The sequence below is a fragment of the Larkinella insperata genome, assembly GCF_026248825.1.
GTDB lineage: Bacteria > Bacteroidota > Bacteroidia > Cytophagales > Spirosomataceae > Larkinella > Larkinella insperata.
Map to the genome: position 1 here is coordinate 1,102,806 of NZ_CP110973.1, position 25,742 is coordinate 1,128,547.

The window sequence follows — 25,742 nt, forward strand, 5'->3', positions numbered from 1 at the left end:
TTCTATCCGCCATTACCCAGAATACCTAGTAAGTGCTTATACCGTAACTTGAACACGTAATGATTTCACAATTAACGGCGTATTCGTTGGAGACACAAACCGAATCGGCGATTGACTTGCTTAAACGCCTTATAGCAACGCCTTCCTTCAGCCGGGAAGAGGACCGCACGGCCCTGGTAATCGAAGATTTTTTCCGGCAACAAAACATTCCTTACCGGCGGACCAAAAACAACGTCTGGACGCACAACCGCCATTTCGACCCGGCCAAGCCCACGCTGCTGCTTAACTCGCACCACGACACCGTCAAACCCAATGCCTCCTGGACGCTCGACCCGTTTCAGCCCATCGAACGCGACGGCAAACTCTACGGCCTGGGCAGCAACGATGCCGGGGGCGCACTGGTGTCACTGATTGCCACGTTCTGCCACTTTTACCACAAGAAAGACCTGGCCTATAACATCGTGATGGCGGCCACGGCGGAGGAAGAAATCTCGGGCCGCGATGGTCTGGAACTGGTTCTGCCGGAACTTCCCCCCATTGATTTCGCCATCGTGGGCGAACCGACGCAAATGCACCTGGCCGTCGCCGAAAAAGGGCTGCTGGTGCTGGATTGCACGGCCAAAGGCAAATCCGGTCATGCCGCCCGCGACGAAGGAGACAACGCCATCTATTACGCCATCAAGGATATTGAGTGGCTGACGAGCAACCCGTTTCCGAAACTCTCGCCGACCCTGGGGCCGGTGAAGCTGTCGGTGACGGTCATCAACGCCGGTTCGCAGCACAACGTAGTGCCCGACACCTGCACCTTCACGGTCGATGTGCGCGTGACCGAGCAGTACACCCTGGAAGAGATTGTCGACACGATTCGCCGGAATATCCGCTCCACGGTGCAGCCGCGTTCCATTCGGCTAAAGCCGTCGAGTATTCCGCTCGATCACCCGATTGTACGGGCCGGTATCCTGATGAACCGCGAAACCTACGGATCGCCAACCACCTCCGACCAGGCCCTGCTGGATTGTCCCTCGCTCAAATGCGGCCCCGGCCACTCCGAACGCTCACACACCGCCGACGAATTTATTTATTTGCGGGAAGTTGAACAGGGAATCGAGTTATATATTCGAATGTTGGAACAAATCCTGTAAACCATGCTCTACCCACTCACATTTGAGACCATTTTTAAAGACAAAATCTGGGGCGGCCAGAAAATAAAAACCGTACTGGGCAAAGATTTCGCACCCCTGCCCAATTGCGGAGAAACGTGGGAAATCTCCGGGGTTTCGGGTAATATCTCGGTGGTGGCCGAAGGTCCGCTGAAGGGGAAAAGCCTTCAGGAATTGTTGGAACACTACAAGGAAGAACTGGTTGGCAAGCACGTCTACGAACGGTTTGGCAACGAATTTCCACTGCTGGTCAAATTCATCGACGCCAACGACGACCTGTCGATCCAGGTACACCCGGACGACAAACTGGCGAAAGAGCGGCACAACAGTTTCGGGAAAACCGAGATGTGGTACATCCTCGAAGCCGACCCGGGCGCTACGCTCAACTCGGGGTTCAACCGGGAAGTAACAAAAGAAGAATACGTTAAAGCCGTTGAAGACAACACGCTGATGGACATTCTGAACATCGAGAACGTTCAGGCTGGTGACGTGTTTTTTCTGCCCGCCGGGCGTGTTCACTACATCGGGAAAGGCATTCTGCTGGCCGAAATTCAGCAAACTTCCGACATTACGTACCGCATCTACGATTTCGACCGCACCGACGACAAAGGGCAGAAACGCGAACTGCATACCGAACTGGCCGTCGACGCCATCAACTATAAACATTACGACCATTACAAAACGCAGTACGATGCGCAGCCGAACCACAGCGTCAACGCCGTGGCCAGCGACTACTTCGTCACCAACGTCTTGAATTTCGATCAGGAAGTGCTGCACGACTACACGCACCTGGATTCATTCGTCATTCTGGTCTGCGTCGGCGGCTCCCTGACCGTCGAAACCGGCGAAGGCTACCGCATCCCGCTGAAAATGGGCCAGTGTGCGCTGCTCCCCGCTTCGACCAAGAGCGTCACCCTGGTGCCCGACGGCGACATGACGGTTCTGGAATCCTACGTTCCCTGACGGAGTGATGAGGGATGAGTTAAGAAGGAAGAGTTTACCGCTCTGTTCGGTCATCCGCGAAGCGGCCCCGCCACTCATCACTCATCATTCTTAACTCATCCCTCCTTTATGAATCTTATCTATTTCATTTTCGCCTTTCTGGTTGGGGTGGCTACGAGTGTGCAGTCGGGCGTCAATTCCCAGTTGCGGCAGTTGGTGGCGCATCCAATTCTGGCGGCCATGATTTCATTTGGATCCGGTTTTCTGGTTTTGGCGGTTGCCAGCCTGGCACTGCGGGCTCCCGTACCGGCCTGGGAAACAATGCGCGAAATCAGTTGGTGGAAATGGACCGGTGGGCTCCTGGGCGCTATTTACGTAACCACGGTGATCATTACCGTTCCGCGAATTGGCGCGGGAAACATGCTAAGTCTGAGCGTGGCCGGTCAGTTACTGGCCGCCGTGATTCTCGACCATTACGGCTTGCTCGGGTTCCGGGAACACGGGCTGACGGTATGGCGGTTGGCGGGTGTGCTGCTGATTGTGCTGGGGGTGGTGCTGGTTGTGAAGAACTAACGCAAATTATGATCAAATACCGTTTTTATCCAACGCTGCTGAACGTCTTTTCCCGCTACCTGGCCGGGGGCAATTTCTCACAGCAACAGTTGCTCGATACCATCAACCGGGTGCCAACGCCCACCACGGCGGCTCAGGAACGCGGGGTGCGGTTTGAGGATGCGGTTGTCAAAGGCGAGCAGGAAGAACGGTTCAGCGCCGACATTCTGGAGAAGTTTCGGCGGTATCTGCCCCGGCCCATCGTCGAAACGCAGGTCTATTGCCAGTACGAAATCGACGACGTGCTGTTTTACGGGTACGTTGATCTGATCGGGAAATTCAAAGCCGTTGACATCAAAACGACGGCTTCGTACCAGCATCCGCGCTACACCTTCAACCACCAGAACCTCTACCTGCACGCGCTCAAAAAACGCGGTATCCGGCTGATGGAATACCTCATCACGGATTTCAAGGACGTGTACGTCGAAAGTTATTCGCTAACGCATCCGATTGAAAAACAGCTTGAAGAAATCCGGCTGTTCAAACAATTTCTGGAAGAACACCGGGAGCTGATTACCGACCCGAAGATTTTTGTGAATCCGGAATGAGTAGAACGGGTTGTTATCCGGAGTTTATCCGAAAACGTCAACGTTAAGCGGAGTTTCGGATCAACTTCGCGAAGAAATCCCCTGAAAAACCATGAAAAAGCTAATCATCTGGCCCGCCCTCGCGTTTTCGCTTGTTTTCTGCACGTTTCAGAAAGAACAGGATCAGCCCTTTTTCAACGGAAAAGACTTCAGCGGCTGGACCATTCGCGGGGAGCAGGTCAAGAACGATTACCGCATCGAAAACGGCGAGATTGTGGGAATTTCAAAACCCCAGTCCCAGAATACGTTTCTGTGCTCCAATAAAAACTACGATGATTTCATTCTGGAACTGGAAGTAAAGGTCGATACCGGCATGAATTCCGGCATTCAGTTCCGCAGCGAAAGCCGTCCGGATTACAAAAATGGCCGGGTTCACGGGTACCAGGCCGAAATCGATCCGTCGGCGCGGGCCTGGAGTGGGGGTCTGTACGACGAAGCCCGGCGCGGCTGGCTGGCCGATCTGAAAAACAACCCCGCAGGCCAAAGGGCGTTTAAAAAGTTTGATTGGAACAAATACCGCATCGAAGCCGTCGGCAAAACCGTTAAAATTTCCGTAAACGGTGTGCAGACAACGGATTACACCGATACGCTCGAAACACGCGGCTTCATTGCCCTGCAGGTTCACGGCACCAACGTTCAGCGCCCGATGGAGGTCCGCTGGCGGAATCTCCGTTTGCAGGAACTGGCCCGAAAATAATCGCTTCCCATACCGAAAATTCTGCTTTTTTATTCCCCGCCAGCGGCTGACCTTTGCGGCATGTTTAGCCGTAGTATCCGTTTGTATCGGGACGCCTACCGGGGCCTGCCCGCGACAGTCTGGCTGTTGAGCGGAGTTATGCTCATCAACCGCAGCGGCACCATGGTGTTGCCTTACCTGACGTTGTACCTGACGCAGCACCTCCATTACACAGTCGCCGAAGCGGGTGTGGTGATGGCCGTTTACGGAACCGGCGCGCTGGCCGGAACCTACCTGGGCGGGCGGCTTTCCGACCGGTTTGGCTTCTATCCGATTCAGTTTTTCAGCCTGCTCATTTCGGGCTTTTTTCTGCTTCTGCTGCAATTTGCCCATACTTTCTACACCATGTGCGGGGTGGTGTTTGTCTACACGTTGCTCGGCGAAACCTTCCGACCGGCCTTGTCGACGGCGGTTGCCTACTACAGCGTTCCCGAAAACCGAACCCGCGCTTATTCCCTCAACCGGCTGGCGATCAACCTCGGCTGGTCGCTGGGGGGCGGTTTGGGGGGCTACCTGGCGGGTATCGACTACCAGCTCCTGTTTTGGGTCGACGGCATTACCTGCATCGTGGCGGCCATTGTCCTGCGGATTTATTTGCCCCCACCCGATCCCGCCCAGCCCGTCAGCACGGAAACGGAGTTGGTACCCGACGAAAGCCGAACCCCGTACCGGGACTGGATTTTTCTGGTTTTCATTGGTGCCACTACCCTTTTTGCCATCGGCTTCTGGCAATTGTTCAGCATGATTCCGCTGTATTTCAAACGGTTTCTGCAATTGACCGAAAGCCAGATCGGGCTGCTGATGACCATGAACGGCCTGATGATTGTTTTCACCGAAATGCCGTTGGTATACGTCATCGAAAAACGGTATTCGAGGTTTAAAGTATTGATCATCAGCACGGGCGTTTTACTGATTGGCTTTTCGTATCTGTTACTGAACATCGGGCAGTGGGCCTTTCTGGCGCTCCCGACGGTCTTCTTCAATACCATTGGCGAAATGCTGGCCATGCCGTTCATGCTCTCGTTTACGGTGGAGCGAGCCAGCGCCCAGAACCGGGGCCAGTACCTGGCGCTTTACTCGATGGCCTACGCCGTTGCCCAGATTACCGCTCCCGCCCTGGGGTCGCAGGTGGTGGCGTGGGCTGGCTTTCCGGTTCTGTGGGGAATGGTCATGGGATTATGCCTGGTGTCGGCGGGCGGCTTCTGGTGGCTTTGGGGGAAAGTAAAACCGGCCATTCCCGAAACCGTGTGAGTAAATACGGTGTTACTTATTCGTCGTTATTTGGCTCAGGAGGAAGATTTCTTTACTTTCCGGCCGAAAAACGCTTTACTCATTTACCACGAACACACAAACATGGAGACGCTGAATCGAATTGGACTCGATACCGAAAAAAGCGAAGAACTGGCTAGCCTGCTGAACGAATTACTGGCCAACTATTCCGTATTTTATCAGAACACCCGGGGTTACCACTGGAACATCAAAGGCGATAAATTCTTCGAGCTGCACCTGAAGTTTGAAGAATTATACAGCAGTTCCCTGCTCAAGATTGACGAAATCGCCGAGCGGATTCTGACGCTGGGGTATACGCCCAACCATAAATATTCGGATTACGCCCAGCTATCGACCATCCAGGAAAGCAACGAAGTATCGGACGGTCGGAAGGCCATCGCTGAGATTCTGGATGCGTTCAAGGTTCTGCTGCAGAAAGAACGCCATCTGTTGACCCTCTCGGCCGAAATCGACGACGAAGGAACCAACGCCCTGATGAGCGACTACATCCGGGAGCAGGAAAAACTGGTCTGGATGTACTCAGCCTTCCTGAACCGCTAAGAAAACAGGTTCTTTTTAAAAGCCTGCGAAGCCTGACTATGGATGGCCCCGGGGTAGCACCCGGGATTATCCACAGTTAAGGCCTTTGGGCTTGTGGGGACGGTTTGCTTTACACTTTTAGCGGTTTTTAGCGATTTGGTTCAATAGTCCGGAAAGAACCGCTTAATTTTGCCCCTTCCACTGACTTCATTACTGTCTTGAAACTCTGGCAAAAAGCAACTTCCGATACCGAATCCAAAGCGATCGCCGATAAAATCGAACAGTTTACGGTTGGGCGCGACCGCGAAATGGACCTTTACCTCGCCCCTTTCGATGTGCTGGGCAACCTCGCCCACGCCACCATGCTCGAAACCATCAACCTCCTGACAAGTGAGGAACTGAGCGTGTTGCGGGCGGAGTTGAAAAACATTTATCAACAGATTCAGGACGGCCAGTTTGTGATTGAAGAGGGCGTGGAAGACGTTCATTCACAGGTGGAACTGATGCTAACCCGCACGCTGGGCGATGTTGGCAAAAAGATTCACAGCGGCCGGTCGCGCAACGACCAGGTGCTGGTTGATCTGAAACTCTTCACCCGCGATCGGCTCTGGCAGGTGGCCGAAGCTGTTCAGCGGGTTTTCGACCGGCTGATTATCCGGTCTGAACAGCATAAAGCGGATTTGCTGCCGGGTTACACCCATCTGCAAATTGCCATGCCCTCGTCGTTCGGGTTGTGGTTTGGTGCCTACGCCGAAGCCCTGGCCGACGATATGCTGACCTTACAAACCGCCTACCGATTGGCCAACCGCAATCCGCTGGGTTCGGGCGCGGGCTACGGTTCGTCGTTTCCGCTCAACCGAACCTTGACAACGGAATTGCTGGGCTTTGAGGGAATGCACGTCAACGTGGTCTACGCGCAGATGAGCCGGGGTAAAACCGAGCAAACCGCCCTGACGGCTTTGGCCGCCGTGGCCGCAACCCTGTCGCGGATGGCGATGGACATCTGTCTCTACAACAGCCAGAACTTCGGTTTTCTGACGCTACCCGACGCCCTGACGACGGGTTCCAGCATCATGCCGCACAAGAAAAATCCCGATGTCGCCGAACTGCTGCGGGCCAAAACCAACCGTTTGAAAGCCCTGCCGATGGAAGTGACGCTGGTGATGAGCAATTTGCCTTCGGGCTACCACCGCGACATGCAGATTCTGAAGGAAATCCTGATGCCCGCTTTTGAAGAAATCTTGAACTGCCTGCAAATCACCGATTTCATGCTCGAACACCTCCAGGTTAAAACCAATCTGCTGGATGATCCGAAGTACGATCCACTGTTCAGCGTGGAGCGGGTGAATGAGCTCGTTTTGCAGGGGGTGCCGTTCCGGGAAGCGTATTTGCAGGTAAAAACCGAGGTAGAGGAGGGAAGTTACACGGCTTCGCGTACGCTGAAACACACGCATGAAGGCAGCCTTGGCAACCTCGGCAACGACCAGATTGTGAAGCAGATGAATACGGCTTTGCAGGGCTTTGGGGCGGAGAAAGTAGCGAGCGCCCTGCGTCAATTAGTAGGAACGCAGCCTTAAGGCTGCGTTCCGGAGTTTATCTACTCTACGCGATACGCGACGAGTTTGTTCTTGAAAAATGTGGGTACTACCACCAGCTTTTTGCTGGGGACATAATCGATATCGGCTGAATTTACCTTTTCGTTGCGGGTATCGAGCAGCTGCTGCTTCTGCCCGTCAGCCGTGATGTAGAAAAGCCGTCCGCTCCAGTCCGAAACCATGTAATCCTTGCCGATGGCCACAATACCGTCGGTGTTGGCCATGCCGTCAGCGATTTTGGTCAGTTTCTTGGAAGCCACATCCAGCGATTGCAAGGCGCCGATTTTGGTGCTGCCCACCATGAGCGTTTTGGTTCCGACGGCCAGTAAGCCGTTGGGATTGTTCAGGTCGCCACCGTCCATCCATACCTCCCATTTGTCATCTTTCAGGCGGTAAATTTTGCTGTTCCGACTGTCCGACGCGTACACGGTGCCTTCTTTGTCAATCGTCACATCGTTCAGAAACGCCTTTTTATCGACGGCATCCCAGGTTTGCTCAGCCTGGCCGTTGCTCAGGTTGATCGCTACCAAGCGGTAGACATCGGTAACGTACAAACGGTTTTTGTGGATGCCCATGCCTTTGGGTGCGTTCAGGCCCGTCGTCCACTTGAGGTTTTCAATTTTACCGTCGAGCGACACTTTCGAGATGAATCCATCACCATCCAGCGAATCGGATTTACCGACAATGTTGGCCACGTACAGGATATTTCCTTTTGAATCATATAGCACCGATTCCGGCACGCTCAGCGTTGAGTCGGTTTCCCAGACTTTGACAAGTTTCTTTTCTTTCTTCGGCGATTCAAATGCCGATAGGGTAACGGTCAGTAAGATACTGCCGCCCAGCAGGAGGTTCAGTAAACGCATGGTTCGATAGCAGATGGATTTACGCTTTTTTGTCGTAAGTAACAATATGCTCAGCTTTATTCCAACCGTTGCCCCGCTTTGTTACCAACGAGCCTTTTTAGCTCAACCGAACCGCAAAGAGTTCTTTGGAATTATAATAGACGTAAGCCACCACCAGCAGCGTCACCAAGCCGCCCAGTGCGACCGAAGGAACAACGCCCAGAAACCGGGCGGCCACCCCCGATTCAAAAGCACCAATTTCGTTCGACGAGCTGACAAAAATACCGTTGACGGCCGCCACCCGTCCCCGCATGTGGTCGGGCGGGAAAATTTGCAGGATCGTATTCCGGATCACCACGCTGACACTATCGAACGCACCCGTCGCCAGCAACGCCAGTACCGACAGCCAGAAGTGAGTTGAAAAGGCAAAAATCAGGGTGAAAATACCGAATCCCAGCACGGCAATGAGCATGTTACGCCAGGCATTGTGCGTGGGCGGAAACCGCGTCAGCAGCAGCATGGTTCCGATGGCGCCGATGGCCGGAGCCGCCCGCAAAATACCCAGGCCCTCGGCCCCCACTTTCAGAATATCCTCGGCAAAAATGGGCAGCATGGCCACCACCCCGCCAAACAGGACCGAAAACAAATCCAGCGAAATGGAGTAGAGAATAATCTTGGTTTGAAAGACAAACCGGATGCCTTCGCGCAGGCTGGTCCACAGGCTATCCTGCTGTCCTTCCATCACGGGTACCGGTTTTCTCTTGATCATGGAGATCAGAACCAGACACACCAGCAGCAGGCCGATCACCACCAGCAGCGAGTTGTCTAGCCCCAGCCAGACGTACAGAAATCCCGCCATACCCGGTCCGGCAATCGCCCCGGCCTGATAAAACGATCCGCTCCAGGTCGACGAATTGGCGTACAGTTCGCGCGGCACCAGAAACGGTTTCAGCGACGAACTGGTGGGCGAGTAGAATCCTTTGGCCGTACCGATTAATACCAGAACGCTGTAAATAACCGTCAGTTGCGCGGTTTGCGACAAATGCGCCACCACCGACGGCTGAAAAACAAGGTAAAGAATGACCGACCCCAGAATGATAACCGATAAACTGATTTGCAGAATAGACCGCTTCTCCCGCCGGTCGGCCAGGTGACCGCCAAAGAGCGACATCGCGATAAACGGCAGGGCTTCGGCCAGCCCCACAAAGCCCAGCGCCAGCGGGTCGTGCGTCATTTTGTAGAGCTCATAACCCAGAATCACTTCCTGGATCAGGAGGGTTGCAGTAATCAGGAAACTGTTGGTAACGAAAAAGCGAAATTCAGGATAACGAAGAGCAGCGTAGCTATCATTTGGTGTATTCATACTACAAAAGTAACTGTTCAACCAGGATTCTGCTTTTTATAAAGTCCCCGGGTGATTTCTTTGTTCATTAATTTGCCATTATAACTAGTCAAGCAGCCAAAATAATTCGATATGCACGTTAAAATCTGTTGCATCAGCAGCGTCGAAGAAGCTCGCCTGGCCGTAGCCGCCGGAGCATCAGCCGTAGGGCTGGTCGGAAAAATGCCCAGTGGTCCGGGCGTAATCGGGGATGACCTCATCCGGACAATCGCGCTGACCGTCCCACCGCCGGTCGCCACATTTCTGCTAACCAGCGAACCCACCGCCGAAGCCGTTATTGAACACCAGCGCCGGGTCGGAACCAATACCGTTCAGCTCGTCGATGCCTTGCCCACCGGCAGTTACCGGGTTTTACGGGCCGCCTTGCCGGGGATCAAGCTGGTGCAGGTCATTCACGTTCTGGACGAGCTGAGTATCGACGAAGCCCTTGCGTCGGCGGAGGAAGTGGATGCCCTGCTGCTGGATTCGGGAAACCCCACATTGGCGGTGAAGGAACTGGGCGGTACGGGTCGGCGGCACGACTGGAAACTAAGCCGCCGAATTGTGGAACAAAGCCGTGTGCCCGTCTTTCTGGCCGGGGGTCTGAAGCCGGAAAACGTCCGGGAGGCCATCGATACCGTGCAACCCTTCGGCCTGGATCTGTGCAGCAGCGTCCGGACGGGTGGGAAACTGGACCCGCAAAAATTAAGAGACTTTTTCTCGCAAGTCCGCGCTCACGGATTTTAGCTTCGGTGAGTATGTAGACACGGGCTTAAACCGTCCAGATGAAAACACAAAAACCCCAGTCCGAGCGGACCGGGGTTTCTTTCTATGCGTCTACTTACCTTACGCTACTGCAATTTGTTTGGGTTCAACCACCGTTTTTTCAACTTTCGGCAGGTCGATTTTCAGGATACCGTCGGTATAAGCTGCCTGAATTTGTTCGTTGTTTACGTTCTTCGGTAACCGGAAGCTACGCTCGAAAGAAGTATAGCTGAACTCTTTCCGGGTGTAGTTTTCCGTTTTTTCTTCGCTGGCTTGTTCCTGTTTGGCCGAGATGGTCAACTGGTTGTTGTTCAGATTAATGTTGAAATCTTCTTTTTTCAAACCAGGAGCGGCCAATTCAATGTGGTAAGCCGTTTCATCTTCTTTAATGTTGGCGGCTACCGGTGTGGCAGTTTTAGCAACCGCTGGTGTGTTGTGTTGCCGGTTGAACTCGCGGGTTACCAGGTGATTAAACAACGAAGGCAAGTGGTTGTATTGAACTAAGGTTCTCATGACTTTATGTTGGTTATGTTTTAATTTCTTGGTTACGGTATCCATTTATTCAACTTGTGTACCAATTCAAAAAATTAAAAATAACCAGACAAAATGACACTATTTTTCATTAAATCTTAAGGATTAATGACATTTTGTCTTATTCAAAAGCTCATATTGTCAGAAATGTGCCCACGATGGGCCAAGGGCTCCATTCTTTCCACTATTCTAGGTTAAAAAGCTCCACCGCAGATTGGTGCGAATTTTCCCTGCAGTGATTTTTTCATCCATAAAATTTTTTGATCCCAATGCGTAAAAAATATCCTGGATTAGTTTTTGTTGTATACGCAAACAATAATTAACTTTATCCTTATTAATACGTTTTATTCAATCGCGATCACACGTATGTATAATCTTCGCCGTTCTCTCCCCTTTTTGCTGTGCGCCCTGTTGACTACCACGATCTTACGGGCGCAATCGACCGGAGCCAACTTTTTTGAAGCTGGCATTACAAAAAGTAAAACAGGCGATTTTATGGGGGCGCTGCAAGCGTTCAGCATGGCCATTGGCGCCAACCCGGAAAACGCCCCCAGCTACTACAACCGGGGACTCGCCAAAGCCATGCTGAAGGACCACCGGGGGGCCATTCTGGACTACGACCGGGCGATTGAGCTGAATGGAAAAGATGCGCTGGCGTACTTGAGCCGGGGTGTCAGCAAGAGCAAGCAGGATGATTACCGGGCGGCTCTGATGGACTTCAGCCGGGCTATTGAACTGGCTCCCGACGACGCTCAGGCGTATTACAACCGGGGAGTTAGCCGAAGCCGCCTGGAACAATACCGGGGCGCTTTGCAAGACTTCTCCAGAACCATTGAACTGGATCCCAACAACGCTCCGGCGCTTTACGCCCGCGGCATTACCAAACAGAAGCTGGATGATTACGCCGGTAGTCTGCCCGACTTCTCGAAAGTTATCGAACTCAATCCCAAACGCGCCCAGGCATACGCGGGCCGGGGGGCTTCACTGATTCAGTTAGCCCAGTATCAGAAAGCCATTGAGGACCTCAACAAAGCCATTGAACTGGCTCCCGAAGACGGAGAATCGTTCTATAATCGGGGATTTGCCAAAAGCAAACTGGAAGATTACAAAGGGGCACTCAGAGACTATGACCGCGCCATTACCATTGACGGCACCCATTACCAGGCTTATTACGGTCGGGGTTTCAGCCGCGGCAAGATGGGCGACCAGAAAGGGGCTATTCAGGATTTCAATACCGCTATTGAAATCAATAACGCGAACGTGGAGACAAAGGTGGTTTACAACGGTAAAATTTCCCGGGCGGTTCTCGATGAGTTACGGAATGCTGTGCAACAACGCAACAAAATCGACGCCCTGACCTCCGAGCGCTCGGAAGCATACTTCAACCGGGCCATCAGCCGCAACAAAATGAACGACATCAAAGGCGCCACCGCCGACCTGAACAAAGCGATTGAACTAAACCCCACGTATTCGGAAGCCTATTTTACCCGGGGCCTGATTCGCTCGCAGCAGGGCGACCAGAAAGGAGCCATTCAGGATTGCAACAACGCCATTCAGCTCGATTCCAAATACGCCGAAGTCTACTACGTCCGGGGCCTGATTCGCCACAGCCTGGGCGATGAAAACGGCGGTTGCCTTGACCTCAGCAAAGCCGGTGAACTCGGCTATACGCCGTCGTATAAGGCCATCAGTGATTATTGCAACTAAGTGTAAACGATGAGTGATGAATTAATTATGATGTTGATTCATCACTCATCATTCAAATCGCAGGTGTTTCACCGACTCTCCCGACGTGGCCAGTTCCTGTAGGGCGTCGATGCCAATTTGCAGGTGCTTTTCCACGAACAGGCTCGTAACGCGCTTGTCACTTTCTTCGGTTTTGACCCCTTCCGGCACCATCGGGTTGTCGGATACCAGCAACAGCGCTCCATGCGGTATGGAGTTGGCAAAACCGACGGTGAAGATGGTAGCGGTTTCCATGTCAATTGCCATTGCCCGGATTTCGACCAGGTAATTTTTAAACGTTTCGTCGTGCTCCCAGATGCGCCGGTTGGTCGTGTAGACGGTTCCGGTCCAGTAATCCATCTCGTGTTTTTTGATCATCGACGACACGGCCCGCTGCAGCCGAAACGACGGTAAAGCCGGGATTTCGGGCCGCAGGTAGTCATTGCTCGTTCCCTCGCCCCGGATGGCCGCAATGGGCAGAATCAGGTCGCCAACCAGCGTTTTTTTCAAACCACCGCATTTTCCCAGAAACAGAACGGCTTTGGGGCTGACGGCTTTCAGCAAATCCATCACCGTTGCGGCCATGGCGCTGCCCATTCCGAAATTAATGATGGTAATATTGTCGGCGGTGGCCGTTTGCATGGCCCGGCCCAGACCGTGAATTTCTACCTCAAACTTCTGCGCGAACAACTCAACGTAATTGATGAAATTCGTCAGCAGAATATATTCACCAAATTGCTCGATGGGTGTACCGGTATAGCGGGGCAGCCAGTTCTGGACAATCTCGTCTTTCGTTTTCATAAAAAATGAGGAGTGGATGATTGAAGAGTCAAGGATTGAAAGGACTAATTTTTTCGTTACTCCCCTGCGCCTTCTCCCCTTCAATCCTTATTTTTGATGATGGACTCGTTAAACCTACCGGTTTTTGATTACAATACGAAGCAGATCGACGGGAAACCCTACATTTTCGATGTGCTGCGTAAGAAATATGTCCTGATTACTCCAGAAGAATGGGTACGTCAGCACGTTGTTCACCTCCTCCTGAATCAGTACGGTTATCCCAAAGCCCTCATCCGGAGCGAAGGGGGCCTTAAGCTCAATCAACTCCGCAAGCGAACGGACCTTCTGGTGTTCGACCGCGCCGGCAAACCGTTTTTGCTGGTGGAATGCAAGGCACCCCAGGTTTCGGTCAGCCAGCAGGTGTTCGATCAGATCGCCCGCTACAATCACATCCATCAGGCGCCGTATCTGGTCGTCACAAACGGCCTGACGCACTTCTGCTGCTGCGTCGACCACAAACTCAATACCGTTAATTTTCTGGATGACCTGCCCCGGTTCCAGTGAAAAAGGCAGCCCGGACTTCCGACTGCGGACATAAAAAAACCGCACCCTGGTTGCAGGGTGCGGCCGTTGATGAAGTTACGGTAGTACTTATTTTGCTTTAGCAGCAGAAGCGTTATCGGCCGTAGCAACAATGTTCATATCGACGGTGAAATCATCGTAAATCACTTTGTCGCCCAGGTTATCGAAGAACGACTTCGAGCCGTATTTGATGTCGTATTTCGCGCGGTTGATGGTTGCTTTACCCGTAGCAGTCAGCGTGTTACCAGCAACATTAACCGTAACGGGGAACGTCACGGGGTTGGTGATACCTTTGATCGTCAGATCACCGGTTACTTCAGCCGTGTTACCGCTGCCTTGCTTTACTTTCGTGATTTTGAAGGTAGAGATGGGGTGTTTGGCTACGGAGAAGAAATCGTCGGATTTCAGGTGGTTGATCAGCTTGTCGTGGTATTCTTTGTTGTCTTTCAGGTCCGTGCTGGTCATGGTCCGCAGGTCGATTGCTACCAGACCGCCGGTCAGTTTGTTGCCGTTCAGCGTCAGATAACCTTTCTCCGCCTTTACAGGACCATTGTGTTCACCCGTTACTTTTTTACCATTCCAGGTCAGAACGCTCTTATCAACGTCGATGTTGTACGTCGTCGTTTTGGCTACGGCTTTTTTGGTGTTGTCGGTATTCCGGTCGATAGCAGTAGCGTGGCTGTTAACGGCCAGCGCGAGGGCCACAAATCCTACAATAAATTGCTTGTACATGAGATTGAAGTTTGGTTAATTGATTGGTGCAAATTGAATTTATTACTCAAAACTAAAAGTGCTATTCCGAAGAACCACGAAGTTTGTCCAGCAGGCGGTTCAATTCATTGGCTTCGGCCTCGGTCAGATTGTGAAACCGTTTCTCCCACTGGTTCTGGTGCTGATCCAGAATTTTCAAAAGATCCAGCCCTCTCTGCGTAATCACGACGTCAACTGCCCGCCGGTCGTTGGGACATTCAGTCCGTTGAACCAGCTCTTTGAGCAGTAACTTGTCCACCAGACGCGACGCGTTCGACATTTTGTCCAGCATCCGCTCGGTAATGTCGGCCACTTTTACCGGGTTGGGGTACTGGCCCCGCAAAATCCGCAGAACGTTATATTGCTGGATGGTCAGTCCGTGGGGTTTCAGCAAGTGCATCTGCTCATCACAAACCCATCCGTTGGTATACATCAGGTTGACCGTCATCCGATGATACGGCGATCGGAACGAGGTCGTTTGTTTTATGTCATTTTCGATTGCCATGTCCGTCTGTGCAAAGGAGAAAAGATTGTTACCGGTTTGGTGTCGCAAAAATATCAGTTGCCAAGTAACAATCCGTTTCTATTCCCATTGCAAATATAATGTCTATACATTTAATGTAACAACACTATATGCTAAAAAAGTTTCAACGGAATGGAATTATTTCCGGAGCGGAAATATCAAAATCCCGGAAGCGGGCCGCCGGAACGCCTTCAAACCCCGGTCGCAGGGGAGCCGAGTTGCCCGGAATGTTGGGGTACCACGCTACACGTATCTGGAAACTGTTGAACGTCAGGTTTTCGTTCCGCAGCCGAAAAGCAAGGCCATACCCCTGATACAAAGGCCCTTGTAACAAGCGTTTCGTCTGGTAGCTAGCCAGGCCCAGGTTGGCAAACGTAACGATCGCGACCCGAAAACCAATGATGTTCAGGCGCGAAAAAAGGATGGTTTCAACTTTCGTCAGCAACAGCTTGGTGCCGCGCATGTTGTCGTTGTTGATTCCGATCTGATCGCGACCGCTCAGTGTGAGAAACTCGTTGTCGAACCGCTGCGCTCCCATAGTATAGCGAAGGTTGAGGAAATGCCGCCAGTTGCCCCAGCTGCTGGTCCGGAGCCGGGTGAAGTAACTCGATTCGAGCGACAAAACGCCCTGCTCAAGATCGTTCTTATTCCGGATGAAACCGCCAATGTCCAGAGAGCCGTAGAGATACCCGAACGATTTCAGGTAATGTGCTTTGGAATACTTGAACCCCAGGTACTGGCGTTGACCGAGTTCTGCATTATCGTACCCAAAAATAATGGACGCCAGGCTGCCGTACGGAACGTCTTCGGTCCGCCCGAAACCGTAAATCAATACATCCCGCGTATAACGACGGCGCGACAACCCGATGGTAAACAGCGTAGCGTTGGTATTCTGGAAGAATTGATTGGTGTCGGCTCTCACCTCGGGTCGGTCGTTGAAGGCCGTTCGCGTAAACCGGGCGGCCACCACCAGCCGCGTCCGGTCGTCGCCCTCACCAAGAAAGCTGAAAAACGGTTTGAAGGCATAACCGGCCCAGACGTCGTTGTAAAAATACCGGATATTGGTCAGTTGGAGACTGTCTTCGGAAAAAACTCGGTAGCGGGGATACCGGTTGTAGCTCAGCTCGGCCGAACCCGCCCACCTGGTATCCGGCGTCAGAAAGGGGCGGTACACCCGGACGGCATATTGCTTCAGATCCCGGGTCTGAATCAGGTCAGCCTGGCCCGTCAGAAACGTTTTCCCGATGTACGGAATCAGATAACGGCCCCTGTACTCGAGCTGCTGATAAGGGTCCCGGGCGTTGTAAGCGATCTGATTACTGAGTGAATGCGTTAAACCGCGGAAGTTTCGCTGATCCAGCCGCAGGTCGAACCGATCCAACCCGCCCACACTCCCCGACGGCAGCAGCGACCAGACATCCTGCGTAATCACGTATACATCCACAAAGCCGCGGCTATTGGCGTGCGGCACCACAATAATCCGGGCGTCGTGAAAAACGTTGGAACTCCGCAGCAGCCGTTCGTTGTCGCGCAGGGTGTCGGGGTTAACCCGGTCACCTTCTTCAAATAGCAGAAACGACTTCCGAATGACGCCCTCTCGGGTGTCGGCGTGAAGCCGGTTCGCAAACCGTTCGAGCCAGCTCCGGGGCTGACGCAGCGTGTCGTAAACGCTCGGCCCGAAAACTTCCAGCCGCCGAACGTAAATGTTACTGATAATTCGTCCCCGGTATCTGGCAAACGGGTTAATTTCAATCTGATTGACATCCTGGTTGACGTCCCCGGTTTTAATCCGGCTGTTGTACATATCGTGGAACAACAGTTTGTGCAGTTCGCGCGTGATTTTCCGTTTGGACATGCGCTTTTTCAGATTCGTGTAAAATACGCTGTCGCGCACGGCCAAAGCACTATCCCGGGCGGCCTGACTCAACGAATCAGCGTGGGTAAGCGAGTCCGCCTTCGTGTCAGGAACCGGAATTTTTATTTTTTGTGCACGGGCTACCGAAACCGTTATCAGCAGCCAACAGCCAGCCAGCCACCCGATTCGGCAGAATACGGTGGTCACGGAGACGATCGCAGGGCGCAGGAATGGTTTCACAGGTCTTTTTTCATCCAGAAATCGCGTTGCCGCTCGGAGCCAAACTGGAAATAATGCCAGCCACAACGTTGAAACCCCATTTTTGTATAAAAGTCAATAGCCCGCAAATTACGTTCCCAAACCCCCAGCCAGGCGGTGGCGTATCCTTCCTGCCGGGCCTGATTCAGGCAGTACTCCATCAGTTGCTTTCCCAACCCTTTGCCAATTTGCTGTTCTGCTACATATAAACGCTGAATTTCAATAGCGTGTTGACCTTTCAACTGCCGGGGCGGACGGTTTCGGCGTAACTTGGCGTACCCCACCAGTTGCTGATCGGAGTCGAGGGTCAGCAAAAATGTATTCCGGGGGTCCAGCAATTCCTGCCGGACCTGATCAACGGAGAACGCTTCACGAATGTAGGCATCAACCAGTTCCGCCGGATTATGCGGGGGACCAAAGGCTTCCCGCATCGTTCGGATGGCCAGATCGGTCAGTTCCGCAGCATCATCCGGCCCACCAGTTCGAATCGGAAAAGATGTTTTCAAGACCTTTTAGTTGTTAAGTTTGCAAGGGATAGATGCATTTCGCCCCAAAACAGTTTAAAGTATACGAATAATAATTCAGAAATCCATGCAATTGACCCGGCCCCTGGTATTGGCATCCAATTCGCCCCGACGCCAGCAACTGCTGCGCGAAATGGGCTGTACATTCCGTGTTGACGTCCGGCCGACCGACGAAGTTTTTCCGGCCGACATGCCCGTTACCGAAGTTCCGGCCTTTCTGGCCCGCCAAAAAGCCGACCGTTTCCGGGATGACCTGGGCGATCAGCTCGTGCTGTGCGCCGACACAATTGTGGTGGTCGATCACGATATTCTCAACAAACCCGCCGACGCCGACGAGGCCGTGAAGATGCTCCGCCGACTGTCGGGCCGGCCCCACCGGGTTATTACGGGCGTTTGTCTGCTGTCCGCGGAACAAACCGTTTCGTTTATTGACGAGGTAAACGTTTATTTCAACCCGCTGGACGATTACGAAATCCAGTCGTACGTTGAAAAATACCGTCCGTTCGACAAAGCTGGGGCCTACGGGGTGCAGGAGCCCATCGGCATGATCGGCATTCAGCGCATCGAAGGTTCGTTCTATACCGTCATGGGTCTGCCCGTTCACCTCGTCTACCAAGCGTTGAAGCGGTATGAGGTAAGAATTTAGAGGTAAGAATTAAAAACGCCCTGCAGCTCCGCACTTTTAAGTTGGCCGCACCATCACTCTGCCATTCAACTCTTAACTCATACCTCTTAACTCATTCTTCTTTTATGTTTTCTCACGTAGATTCGACGGGTAATCCGTCTATGGTTGATGTTGGCGACAAAGCCGTAACCCGGCGGGTAGCCCGCGCCCGGAGTGTTGTGGTGCTCAACGACGAGATTATGCAGCACTTGCAGGGGCAGGACATTCAGACGAAGAAAGGTCCGGTGTTTCAAACGGCGATCATTGCGGGTACGATGGCCGCCAAACGCACTTCCGACCTGATTCCGCTTTGCCATCCGCTGGGTCTGGATAGCTGCAAATTTTCCGTCACCACCGCGGGAAATGAAGTAATCATTGAATGCACAACGGCCCTCGAAGCCAAAACCGGCGTCGAGATGGAAGCGCTGGTGGGGGCGTCGGTAGCGGCCCTGACGGTTTACGACATGTGCAAGGCGTTTTCGCACGATATTGTAATCAAAGAAACCCGGTTGCTGGACAAAACCGGCGGGAAACATGACTTCCACCAGGCAAGCTGATCGACCCGTTGCTCCCCTGCTAGGACTGGTGCTGGTCGGTGGTCGCAGCACCCGCATGGGCGTAGACAAGAGCCGGATCAATTACCACGGGAAACCGCAGTTTGAGTACCTGCACGATCTGCTGGCTGCCTACTGCGAAGATGTTTTTCTGTCGGTCAACGCGGAACAGGCCGACCAATTTGCCAACAGCCGGTTTAAGCTTCTGGTGGATCAGTCGCCCGTTGCCGGACCGCTGGCCGGTATTCTGACGGCTTTCCAGCGGCAATCTGCCCAGCATGCCTGGCTGGTGGTGGTTTGTGATTTACCGCTGCTGTCCGAACGGTCGATCCGGAAACTGACCGCCAGCCGCAATCCGGAGAAACTAGCAACGGCTTTCTGGGATAGCGACCACCAGTTTCCGGAACCCTCTATCTGCATTTGGGAGCCCACGGCTTACCCGGCGATGCTCCGGTCCATTGACGCCGGAAAACCGTATCCCCGGACGATCCTGATGCAGAATGACATCGATTTAGTGGAGATGGACGACATCAGCGAGCTGACCAATGTGAATACTCCGGATCAGGCGGCCTCAATTCGGCGAAACCTGCAAGCGGACTAACAGCGTTATACGAGTATGAACCAGCAAGAAGAAGTTTTTTTACGGGAAGCCATCCAACTGGCGAAGGAAGGCATCCGCACCGGGCAGGGCGGCCCCTTCGGCGCGGTGGTGGTTAAAGATGGTCAGATTATCGGGCGCGGCTGCAACCAGGTCACCTCGACCAACGACCCCACAGCCCACGCCGAAATTGTGGCCATCCGCGACGCCTGCCAACACCTGAATACGTATCAGTTGACGGGTTGTGTGCTCTACACTTCCTGCGAACCCTGCCCCATGTGTCTGGGGGCCATTTACTGGGCCCGGCCCGAGCGCATTGTCTACGGCTGTTTCCACAGCGACGCGGCCCAGGCGGGTTTCGACGATCATTTTATTTATCAGGAACTCGAAAAACCCCGCGAAGCGCGCCGTATTCCCATGCAACAACTCCTCCGCTCGGAAGCTTGGACGGTATTTGAAGAGTGGATAGCGAAAACGGATAAAACCAACTACTAAGGGAGTTATGAGTTAAGAGTTGAATGGTAGAGCGATAGTGCGGCCAAATTAAAAGTGCGGAACCGCAGGGCGTTTTTAATTCTTACCTCTAAATTCTTACCTCATCATTCTTCACTACCTATGTCTTCTCATCATATCGTACGGGATAAACAGGAACCGGCTTTGCTGATTGCCAACGGCGAAAGCTGCGATCCGGAATTATTGGGGCAACTGCTCGAATGGAATCCGTTCGTGGTGGTGCTGGATAACGCCATCTGGCGCGTGCTGGATCTGGAAATAAAGGTCGATGCGCTGCTCGGCGATTTCGACCACCCGCCTGATTTTGAACTGATCCGGCAGCGGCAGTACCCGATTGAAATCATTCATACGCCCGATCAGAACAAAACTGATCTGGACAAAGGCATCGAATTTCTGATCGAACGGGGCTTCCCGGCGGTAAATATTGTCTGGGCCACGGGCCGCCGGGCCGACCATACCGTCACGAATCTGACCAACATCATCCGGTATAAGGACCGCATTAAAATCGTGCTGATCGACGACCACTCAAAGGTGATTCCGCTCAGCGGTTCGTTCGAGAAGTGGTACGCCAAGGGAACGCCCATTTCCCTGATTCCGGTGGGCGCAGTCGACGGAATTATTACCGAGGGCCTCAAATACAACCTGGCCCACGAAACCCTGACGCTCGGCTACCGCACCGGCAGCAGCAACGAAGCCGCCGAAGACGGTTTTGTCAAGATTCAATACCAGAACGGCGATCTGCTACTGATGGAATGCTGGGATTGACCAAGGGCATCAGTCTACTTTTTTGGCAATGTAAATCTGGGCAATCACCAGCAAGGCAATGCCGTATTCGAGCCATCCGATGCTTTCGCCCAGCAGCCAGGCGGAAATAAGCAGCGTGAAAAATGTTTGCAGCAGTTGCAACTGCGAAACCAGTGCCACCCCGCCCATCGCCAGTCCTTTGTACCACGGCACAAAGCCAAAAAGCTGGCTGAACAGGGTCACGTAGATGAAACCGGCCAGCGCGCTTCCCTGCACGGTTTGCGGGGGCTCATACTGCCAGGCCACCAACGCAGCGGGAAGCGTTAGAGGCAGCACAATGACCAGCGCGCAACAAATCACATCCAGCCCCGAAATTTGCTTGCTAAGCTGAGCGCCCAGCGCATACGCAAAACTGGCAAAGAGGGCCGCAGCCAGCAGCAGCAGGTCGGCCGCCTGAAGTTGCACCTGATCGCGGAACAAAACGTAGCCCAGCACGGTCAGGCAACCGCTGGCGGAAATAGCCCAAAATAGCCTGCTGTGCGTTTCGCGGTGAATGATGGCGCCGAAGATGGCCGTCGTCAGCGGCAACAGAGCCAGCACAATTCCGGCGTGGGAAGAGGACGTTGAGGCCATTGCGACGCTCATCAACACCGGAAAACCCAGGCCCACGCCGAGTGATACGCCCGCCAGCAGGCGGAAGTGTTTCCGGATTAGCGGGAGCTTGTTCTGCTGCTGCAAAATGACGAACGAAATCAGGCCCGCCCCGGCCAGCCGCCCAAAACTAACCAGCCAGGGGTTGAAGCTCGCCAGGGCCAATTTGGTCATCGGAACGGTGAAACTGAAACAGATGACCCCGATCAGCCCGAGAAAAAGTCCGTATTGAGTAGTTGTTAACGTTTGTTCTGTCGATTTCATCGGCTCATTGCTTTCACCCGTCTTGACAGGGCGTACAGCGGGGCAAAGAAAATAAATCCTTGTAGCAATCCGCGAGCTCCAACGAATTTAAGCAGACCACCCAACCGAACAACCAGCACCGTTAACGACTTATCACCACCCTCCCGCTTTTTTCCCGCCCGTCGCTCAGCAGCAGGCGGAACAGATACAAACCGTTGGGCAGGTGCACCCCACCCTGGTCTGTACCATCCCAGAGGAAACTATTTTCGCCAATCCGCACGCCCTGCCGAATCGTCCGGACCAGTTGGCCTTTCAGGTTTCGGATCTGGATTTGACCCTCCCCCGGCGTATCCTGGCCGGAAAGGGTAAACCGAAACCGCGAAACGGTTGAAAAAGGATTGGGCGTCGGCAAAACGACCGACAAACTATCCCCATTTTTTACGCGAAACTCAATCTCGAAGGGCACCGGACCTACCCGGTTTCCGCTTACATCGGCCGCGTGAACCTGGAGTGTATAGAGGCCGTCGGTCAGGTGGCGGGGCATCAAGTCGATTACAAACCGGTTGTCGGGGCCGGCGGGTTTCCAGCTTACGTCCGGGCCGCTCAGGGCCACCCGCTCCAGCGCACAGCTTTCGCACGGCCTTTTCAGATACACCTCAATCCCCGCGGTATCCTGGCGGATGCGGTACGGATCTTCGTCCTGCAGGATAATCTGGATCGCCGGATTGGGCGAAACCAGCGCTCCGTTCCGGATGATCTGCCGGTCGAACGTCACGTCCAGCAGCGGGTTGAAGCGGTCGGGCGGATAGCGTTGGCCCGAATCCGGTAACACGACCGTGTAGCCGTTCGCAGCGGATTTCAAGTCAAAAACCACGACGTTGTTGGTTTCGTCCACCTCCTCAATCAATGTGTCGGGGTCCACCACGATTTCAAACCGATTCGGCGTTGCAACGGTATTGGCGTCCTGCTTCGCATCAGGGTTAAAGGCATAATAAAGGGTGTCGCGAAACGCAATCGCCCGGTGCAGTTTAGCCCCGTACGACCGCGTTTTTCCGTCGACCAGCCGCTGCCGGACCACCAGCCCGACCCGCTGGCTAGCCTCGAAGCGACCGGCGTTGATTACTACCACCCCCAACCGCACCGAATCTTTTTGGGTTCCGGTTTGGAATACCCCCGATGAGGTCAGGCTGAAATCCGGTTTTTGAATGGGATACATTCGCAGCACGGGATCGCCCTGCAAGACCATCTGCTGCGCATTTGTGATGTCAAAGGGACCGTTGTAAGCTGCCAGCACCCGCCGGGTAGTCTCCTGCTGGACCAGACCGATTGATTTATTCAGAAAAGAACTGTCGGCAAACAAGGTGTGGTAAAACTGCTGGGTGTAGGTTTCGAGCGGCCCCGAAAACCCGGAGCCGCTGTGGGCCAGAATCGCAATGGCGCCTTTGTCGGCCGTCAGCAGCCAGTCGGTAGACAGGTTGTTAGTAGCCCCGAAGAAAATGTTCCCGACGCCACAGCCGTTGAAAAACATTAGCGGATACCGTCCTTTGTTATGATACCCGTAAGCCGGTTTGGAAACATAGCCGAAGTCCAGGTCCGTCACAATGGGCGACGAGTGCCCGAAAAAAGTCATGAGCGAAACGCCGGAATTGACAATGCCGCTCACGTCGATGCGCTCCACCGGTTCGTCGGTTAATTTGCCTTTGAGCGTAATACTGGCCCCCACATACTGCTGCTGAGCGGTTTGGCTTGGTTGGTCCAGAATCCGCCGGAACGTCGACAGTTCCGGAATGGAGCGCCCTCCGCTGAGGTGCAGCACCTGCTTGCGCCAGGGCTGGTTGACCGGCGTTTTTTCAAATTCCTTCACTTTTGCGAGGTACGTCAGGATTTCCTGCGGATTGAGGGTATTGATCCGCCCGGTCGGAATGGCCGGCACGTTCTCCGGAAAACCCGCCAGCCCTTCGGTCAGCAGCAGATCCGAACCGGGCACGTTGCCGATGGTTGGCACCAGATCGCGAAAATACTGGTCGGGATGGGTCCGGTTGGGGTAATAAGCATTGGCCCGCCCGATCAGCAGCAGGTACTTGGTCGAATCGGGCGACGCGGCTTTACCGGTCAGCATGTAAGCGGCAAACCGGCGAATGGCCAACGGAGTCCGTTCGCCGTAGCTAAACTGATTGAGCAGTTCTTTCGTCGTTATAACCAGGGTATCGTATTTTCCACCCGCCACCGACGCCCGGTATCCCGCGTATTCTTTGACCGGGTTAACAACGTCCCCGACCGGTTTCATAAGAACTTCATGGCTTACGATCAGGTAATTATGTCTGGCCGGATTGATCTTCCGAAAAACTGTTCTCTCCAAACGGGCGGGCGTCATGGCCCCGGCACTGACAAAAATCCGGCGCGACGTTTCGGTATCAGGCACCACCAGCTTCAGCGTATTTCCCTGGCGGGCGGCTGTCAGACGGCGGGGGTTGACGGGGTCGGTCAGGTCGTACAGCAACGGATCAGCGGGGGCGTTTGGTAACTCGAGGTAAGACCGTTTCTTCGGATTGAGCAGCAGGTTCAGCGTTTGCCGGGTCAGATTACGGAGATCAAACTCCTGCGGATACCGAAGCCGATAATAACTAAACGAATAGCGATCGGTATCAAAAGAGCCCTGCGATTGCGTTGTCAGCACCAGTTCGTTGGTTGTCGATACCGTCGTTAACGGAATTTTAAACGATAGACGGGCCGTTTTAAACCACTCAAACTGGACGGTTGCCAGCGGTTGCGCCGAAGCGGTTTTACCAGCGAACACGTTGACCAAGTGGGTTGTATTATCGCGTCCGTTCAGCATCATTTCCATTTCGGGTTGAACGGACGCGGCCCGTACCAACCCATCCAGTCGGAATGCATGAGTAACCAGGCTGTCTTTTTTCAGCATCGGCCCAGTAAAGCCTTCACCTTCTTCAAAGTACAGTTCGTGAGCCGTCGGAAAAGGCGACGGACCACCGTTGGCCTGGTTGTTGGAAATTTCGCTGGTCAGCAGCGTTAGTTGTTCGGCGATGTGGTAGGGCTCCGGGCTCAGCCCGCCGACGTCGGTATCAGCTATTACCTTCATGCGCTTGCCCGGTTTCCCGTCCAGCCGCCAGGTCAGAAAGTAAGCGGCCGTGTCCGAATACAGGCTGTAATACGTGTGGGGCTGCGTTCCCAAAGGCCGGTAAAGCAGGGAGTCCTGCTGCCCGTCGTTTCGTTCGCCAATGAATTCCAGGTAATCCTCCGGGTCGAATTTGTTGTCCGATTCGCCCGCTACGTAAACAGCCAGTTCCACACCCCGGCGAAAAAGTTGCAAAGAGGTCGGGTTGATCGTCGCCAGCGGAACACCGGCCTTCTGCAAATCTCCCGTAGTCAGCCGGTATACCCCTGCCTGGGTCACCGGAATGCGGTAGTAGGTCTGTTCAAAATTAATCCATTCGTTGCCCGATATATTTACTTGAGCAAACAACTTAAAAATAACAAGAAGGAATACCGAAGACAGGATAGCTCTTTTCATAGTGGAAATTTATAGCAAATTACGGGCCGATCCGATTATAATCTGGTAAATAACAAATTGAATTCTGCCATTCATCGCTTCATTTTTTCCGTTCATCACTTCAGAGCCTGATAATTACTAAAGTACCTTGCATTGCATAGTACCTTTTTGTACCTTTGAGATATCAAAACTGGAAAAGAACAGGAGCTGGTTGGGCGCTTGAACCAAGTAAACAACAACTGATGAACAAGATTTCCAAACGATCACTAAACCGATCAGCTCCTGCCTCCATCAACTTTTTTAACGT

The 25,742-nt window shown here is 53.4% G+C and carries 26 protein-coding genes; 16 read left to right on the top strand and 10 right to left on the bottom strand.

What is annotated here, in order from left to right; genetic code table 11:
• The first annotated feature begins 59 nt into the window (after positions 1 to 59).
• From OQ371_RS04420 to argH, 8 genes are all read left to right on the top strand, one after another.
• Positions 60 to 1,142, top strand: coding sequence for a M20 family metallo-hydrolase (locus tag OQ371_RS04420; RefSeq protein WP_265992573.1), 1,083 nt, complete (start codon positions 60 to 62; stop codon positions 1,140 to 1,142).
• Positions 1,143 to 1,145: 3 nt separating this feature from the next.
• Positions 1,146 to 2,123 carry a type I phosphomannose isomerase catalytic subunit gene (locus tag OQ371_RS04425; protein WP_265992574.1) on the top strand — a complete coding sequence of 326 codons (978 nt, stop codon included), beginning with the start codon at positions 1,146 to 1,148 and terminating at the stop codon, positions 2,121 to 2,123.
• A gap of 108 nt (positions 2,124 to 2,231) precedes the next feature.
• A complete protein-coding gene (locus tag OQ371_RS04430; RefSeq protein ID WP_265992575.1) occupies positions 2,232 to 2,675 on the top strand; it encodes a DMT family transporter in 444 nt (147 codons plus the stop codon).
• A gap of 8 nt (positions 2,676 to 2,683) precedes the next feature.
• Positions 2,684 to 3,262, top strand: a complete 579-nt coding sequence (locus OQ371_RS04435) for a PD-(D/E)XK nuclease family protein (protein WP_265992576.1) — start codon at positions 2,684 to 2,686, stop codon at positions 3,260 to 3,262.
• A 91-nt stretch (positions 3,263 to 3,353) separates the two neighbouring features.
• Positions 3,354 to 3,998 carry a 3-keto-disaccharide hydrolase gene (locus OQ371_RS04440; protein ID WP_265992577.1) on the top strand — a complete coding sequence of 215 codons (645 nt, stop codon included), beginning with the start codon at positions 3,354 to 3,356 and terminating at the stop codon, positions 3,996 to 3,998.
• Positions 3,999 to 4,058: 60 nt separating this feature from the next.
• The gene (locus OQ371_RS04445; RefSeq protein WP_265992578.1) at positions 4,059 to 5,288 is read left to right on the top strand and encodes an MFS transporter; all 1,230 of its coding nucleotides are present in this window, start codon (positions 4,059 to 4,061) and stop codon (positions 5,286 to 5,288) included.
• Positions 5,289 to 5,390: 102 nt separating this feature from the next.
• Positions 5,391 to 5,867, top strand: coding sequence for a Dps family protein (locus OQ371_RS04450; protein WP_265992579.1), 477 nt, complete (start codon positions 5,391 to 5,393; stop codon positions 5,865 to 5,867).
• 197 nt (positions 5,868 to 6,064) lie between these two features.
• A complete protein-coding gene (gene argH / locus OQ371_RS04455; RefSeq protein ID WP_265992580.1) occupies positions 6,065 to 7,423 on the top strand; it encodes an argininosuccinate lyase in 1,359 nt (452 codons plus the stop codon).
• Between the two features lie 20 nt (positions 7,424 to 7,443).
• Here argH and OQ371_RS04460 read toward each other — a convergent pair whose 3' ends face one another.
• Positions 7,444 to 8,304 (bottom strand): SMP-30/gluconolactonase/LRE family protein, encoded by an 861-nt coding sequence (locus tag OQ371_RS04460; protein ID WP_265992581.1) that lies wholly within the window; start codon positions 8,302 to 8,304, stop codon positions 7,444 to 7,446.
• Between the two features lie 97 nt (positions 8,305 to 8,401).
• Positions 8,402 to 9,646: an MFS transporter gene (locus tag OQ371_RS04465; RefSeq protein ID WP_265992582.1), complete on the bottom strand. Its 1,245-nt coding sequence runs from the start codon at positions 9,644 to 9,646 to the stop codon at positions 8,402 to 8,404.
• Positions 9,647 to 9,757: 111 nt separating this feature from the next.
• Between OQ371_RS04465 and OQ371_RS04470 the strand changes: the two genes are divergently transcribed.
• Positions 9,758 to 10,411 carry a phosphoribosylanthranilate isomerase gene (locus OQ371_RS04470; protein ID WP_265992583.1) on the top strand — a complete coding sequence of 218 codons (654 nt, stop codon included), beginning with the start codon at positions 9,758 to 9,760 and terminating at the stop codon, positions 10,409 to 10,411.
• A gap of 99 nt (positions 10,412 to 10,510) precedes the next feature.
• On the opposite strand, the gene OQ371_RS04475 is transcribed toward OQ371_RS04470, so the two are convergent.
• On the bottom strand, positions 10,511 to 10,942 hold the full coding sequence (locus OQ371_RS04475; RefSeq protein ID WP_265992584.1) for an Hsp20/alpha crystallin family protein: 432 nt from the start codon (positions 10,940 to 10,942) through the stop codon (positions 10,511 to 10,513).
• A gap of 384 nt (positions 10,943 to 11,326) precedes the next feature.
• On the opposite strand from OQ371_RS04475, the gene OQ371_RS04480 reads away from it, so the two are divergent.
• Positions 11,327 to 12,667 (top strand): tetratricopeptide repeat protein, encoded by a 1,341-nt coding sequence (locus OQ371_RS04480; protein ID WP_265992585.1) that lies wholly within the window; start codon positions 11,327 to 11,329, stop codon positions 12,665 to 12,667.
• Positions 12,668 to 12,715: 48 nt separating this feature from the next.
• Here OQ371_RS04480 and OQ371_RS04485 read toward each other — a convergent pair whose 3' ends face one another.
• Positions 12,716 to 13,486 (bottom strand): AMP nucleosidase, encoded by a 771-nt coding sequence (locus OQ371_RS04485; RefSeq protein ID WP_265992586.1) that lies wholly within the window; start codon positions 13,484 to 13,486, stop codon positions 12,716 to 12,718.
• 99 nt (positions 13,487 to 13,585) lie between these two features.
• Here OQ371_RS04485 and OQ371_RS04490 point away from each other — a divergent pair, with 99 nt between their 5' ends.
• The gene (locus OQ371_RS04490; protein WP_265994265.1) at positions 13,586 to 14,029 is read left to right on the top strand and encodes a type I restriction enzyme HsdR N-terminal domain-containing protein; all 444 of its coding nucleotides are present in this window, start codon (positions 13,586 to 13,588) and stop codon (positions 14,027 to 14,029) included.
• An 87-nt stretch (positions 14,030 to 14,116) separates the two neighbouring features.
• On the opposite strand, the gene OQ371_RS04495 is transcribed toward OQ371_RS04490, so the two are convergent.
• The 4 genes from OQ371_RS04495 to OQ371_RS04510 form a co-directional block, all read right to left on the bottom strand.
• Positions 14,117 to 14,779, bottom strand: coding sequence for a YceI family protein (locus tag OQ371_RS04495; RefSeq protein ID WP_265992587.1), 663 nt, complete (start codon positions 14,777 to 14,779; stop codon positions 14,117 to 14,119).
• A gap of 61 nt (positions 14,780 to 14,840) precedes the next feature.
• Positions 14,841 to 15,302, bottom strand: coding sequence for a MarR family winged helix-turn-helix transcriptional regulator (locus OQ371_RS04500; RefSeq protein ID WP_265992588.1), 462 nt, complete (start codon positions 15,300 to 15,302; stop codon positions 14,841 to 14,843).
• A gap of 142 nt (positions 15,303 to 15,444) precedes the next feature.
• Entirely contained in the window at positions 15,445 to 17,415 is a 1,971-nt protein-coding gene (locus tag OQ371_RS04505; RefSeq protein WP_265992589.1) for a BamA/TamA family outer membrane protein, read from the bottom strand.
• Positions 17,412 to 17,939: a GNAT family N-acetyltransferase gene (locus OQ371_RS04510; protein ID WP_265992590.1), complete on the bottom strand. Its 528-nt coding sequence runs from the start codon at positions 17,937 to 17,939 to the stop codon at positions 17,412 to 17,414. Before OQ371_RS04510 ends, OQ371_RS04505 begins: the two co-directional genes overlap by 4 nt.
• Before the next feature lie 85 nt (positions 17,940 to 18,024).
• Between OQ371_RS04510 and OQ371_RS04515 the strand changes: the two genes are divergently transcribed.
• The 5 genes from OQ371_RS04515 (at position 18,025) to OQ371_RS04535 (ending at position 21,051) form a co-directional block, all read left to right on the top strand.
• On the top strand, positions 18,025 to 18,603 hold the full coding sequence (locus tag OQ371_RS04515) for a Maf family nucleotide pyrophosphatase (protein ID WP_265992591.1): 579 nt from the start codon (positions 18,025 to 18,027) through the stop codon (positions 18,601 to 18,603).
• Between the two features lie 104 nt (positions 18,604 to 18,707).
• Positions 18,708 to 19,178, top strand: coding sequence for a cyclic pyranopterin monophosphate synthase MoaC (moaC, locus tag OQ371_RS04520; RefSeq protein ID WP_265992592.1), 471 nt, complete (start codon positions 18,708 to 18,710; stop codon positions 19,176 to 19,178).
• Positions 19,156 to 19,776 (top strand): NTP transferase domain-containing protein, encoded by a 621-nt coding sequence (locus OQ371_RS04525; protein WP_265992593.1) that lies wholly within the window; start codon positions 19,156 to 19,158, stop codon positions 19,774 to 19,776. The genes moaC and OQ371_RS04525 overlap by 23 nt, the downstream gene beginning before the upstream one ends.
• 15 nt (positions 19,777 to 19,791) lie before the next feature.
• Complete coding sequence (locus OQ371_RS04530; RefSeq protein ID WP_265992594.1) at positions 19,792 to 20,268, top strand: nucleoside deaminase; 477 nt, start codon at positions 19,792 to 19,794, stop codon at positions 20,266 to 20,268.
• Between the two features lie 120 nt (positions 20,269 to 20,388).
• Positions 20,389 to 21,051: a thiamine diphosphokinase gene (locus tag OQ371_RS04535; RefSeq protein ID WP_265992595.1), complete on the top strand. Its 663-nt coding sequence runs from the start codon at positions 20,389 to 20,391 to the stop codon at positions 21,049 to 21,051.
• Between the two features lie 9 nt (positions 21,052 to 21,060).
• Here OQ371_RS04535 and OQ371_RS04540 read toward each other — a convergent pair whose 3' ends face one another.
• Both OQ371_RS04540 and porU2 read right to left on the bottom strand, forming a co-directional pair.
• The gene (locus tag OQ371_RS04540; RefSeq protein WP_265992596.1) at positions 21,061 to 21,945 is read right to left on the bottom strand and encodes a DMT family transporter; all 885 of its coding nucleotides are present in this window, start codon (positions 21,943 to 21,945) and stop codon (positions 21,061 to 21,063) included.
• A gap of 121 nt (positions 21,946 to 22,066) precedes the next feature.
• Positions 22,067 to 25,456 (bottom strand): putative type IX secretion system sortase PorU2, encoded by a 3,390-nt coding sequence (porU2, locus tag OQ371_RS04545; protein WP_265992597.1) that lies wholly within the window; start codon positions 25,454 to 25,456, stop codon positions 22,067 to 22,069.
• Positions 25,457 to 25,742 lie beyond the last annotated feature (286 nt).

Coding starts and splice junctions, on each gene's coding strand:
- OQ371_RS04465 (WP_265992582.1), bottom strand. CDS start 9,646: ATGAATACACCAAATGATAGCTACGCTGCTCTTCGTTATCCTGAATTT.
- OQ371_RS04440 (WP_265992577.1), top strand. CDS start 3,354: ATGAAAAAGCTAATCATCTGGCCCGCCCTCGCGTTTTCGCTTGTTTTC.
- OQ371_RS04485 (WP_265992586.1), bottom strand. CDS start 13,486: ATGAAAACGAAAGACGAGATTGTCCAGAACTGGCTGCCCCGCTATACC.
- porU2 (WP_265992597.1), bottom strand. CDS start 25,456: ATGAAAAGAGCTATCCTGTCTTCGGTATTCCTTCTTGTTATTTTTAAG.
- OQ371_RS04460 (WP_265992581.1), bottom strand. CDS start 8,304: ATGCGTTTACTGAACCTCCTGCTGGGCGGCAGTATCTTACTGACCGTT.
- moaC (WP_265992592.1), top strand. CDS start 18,708: ATGTTTTCTCACGTAGATTCGACGGGTAATCCGTCTATGGTTGATGTT.
- OQ371_RS04535 (WP_265992595.1), top strand. CDS start 20,389: ATGTCTTCTCATCATATCGTACGGGATAAACAGGAACCGGCTTTGCTG.
- OQ371_RS04435 (WP_265992576.1), top strand. CDS start 2,684: ATGATCAAATACCGTTTTTATCCAACGCTGCTGAACGTCTTTTCCCGC.
- OQ371_RS04530 (WP_265992594.1), top strand. CDS start 19,792: ATGAACCAGCAAGAAGAAGTTTTTTTACGGGAAGCCATCCAACTGGCG.
- OQ371_RS04500 (WP_265992588.1), bottom strand. CDS start 15,302: ATGGCAATCGAAAATGACATAAAACAAACGACCTCGTTCCGATCGCCG.
- OQ371_RS04495 (WP_265992587.1), bottom strand. CDS start 14,779: ATGTACAAGCAATTTATTGTAGGATTTGTGGCCCTCGCGCTGGCCGTT.
- OQ371_RS04480 (WP_265992585.1), top strand. CDS start 11,327: ATGTATAATCTTCGCCGTTCTCTCCCCTTTTTGCTGTGCGCCCTGTTG.
- OQ371_RS04525 (WP_265992593.1), top strand. CDS start 19,156: ATGACTTCCACCAGGCAAGCTGATCGACCCGTTGCTCCCCTGCTAGGA.
- OQ371_RS04420 (WP_265992573.1), top strand. CDS start 60: ATGATTTCACAATTAACGGCGTATTCGTTGGAGACACAAACCGAATCG.
- OQ371_RS04490 (WP_265994265.1), top strand. CDS start 13,586: ATGGACTCGTTAAACCTACCGGTTTTTGATTACAATACGAAGCAGATC.
- OQ371_RS04475 (WP_265992584.1), bottom strand. CDS start 10,942: ATGAGAACCTTAGTTCAATACAACCACTTGCCTTCGTTGTTTAATCAC.
- OQ371_RS04540 (WP_265992596.1), bottom strand. CDS start 21,945: ATGAAATCGACAGAACAAACGTTAACAACTACTCAATACGGACTTTTT.
- OQ371_RS04515 (WP_265992591.1), top strand. CDS start 18,025: ATGCAATTGACCCGGCCCCTGGTATTGGCATCCAATTCGCCCCGACGC.
- OQ371_RS04445 (WP_265992578.1), top strand. CDS start 4,059: ATGTTTAGCCGTAGTATCCGTTTGTATCGGGACGCCTACCGGGGCCTG.
- OQ371_RS04470 (WP_265992583.1), top strand. CDS start 9,758: ATGCACGTTAAAATCTGTTGCATCAGCAGCGTCGAAGAAGCTCGCCTG.
- OQ371_RS04450 (WP_265992579.1), top strand. CDS start 5,391: ATGGAGACGCTGAATCGAATTGGACTCGATACCGAAAAAAGCGAAGAA.
- OQ371_RS04425 (WP_265992574.1), top strand. CDS start 1,146: ATGCTCTACCCACTCACATTTGAGACCATTTTTAAAGACAAAATCTGG.
- OQ371_RS04430 (WP_265992575.1), top strand. CDS start 2,232: ATGAATCTTATCTATTTCATTTTCGCCTTTCTGGTTGGGGTGGCTACG.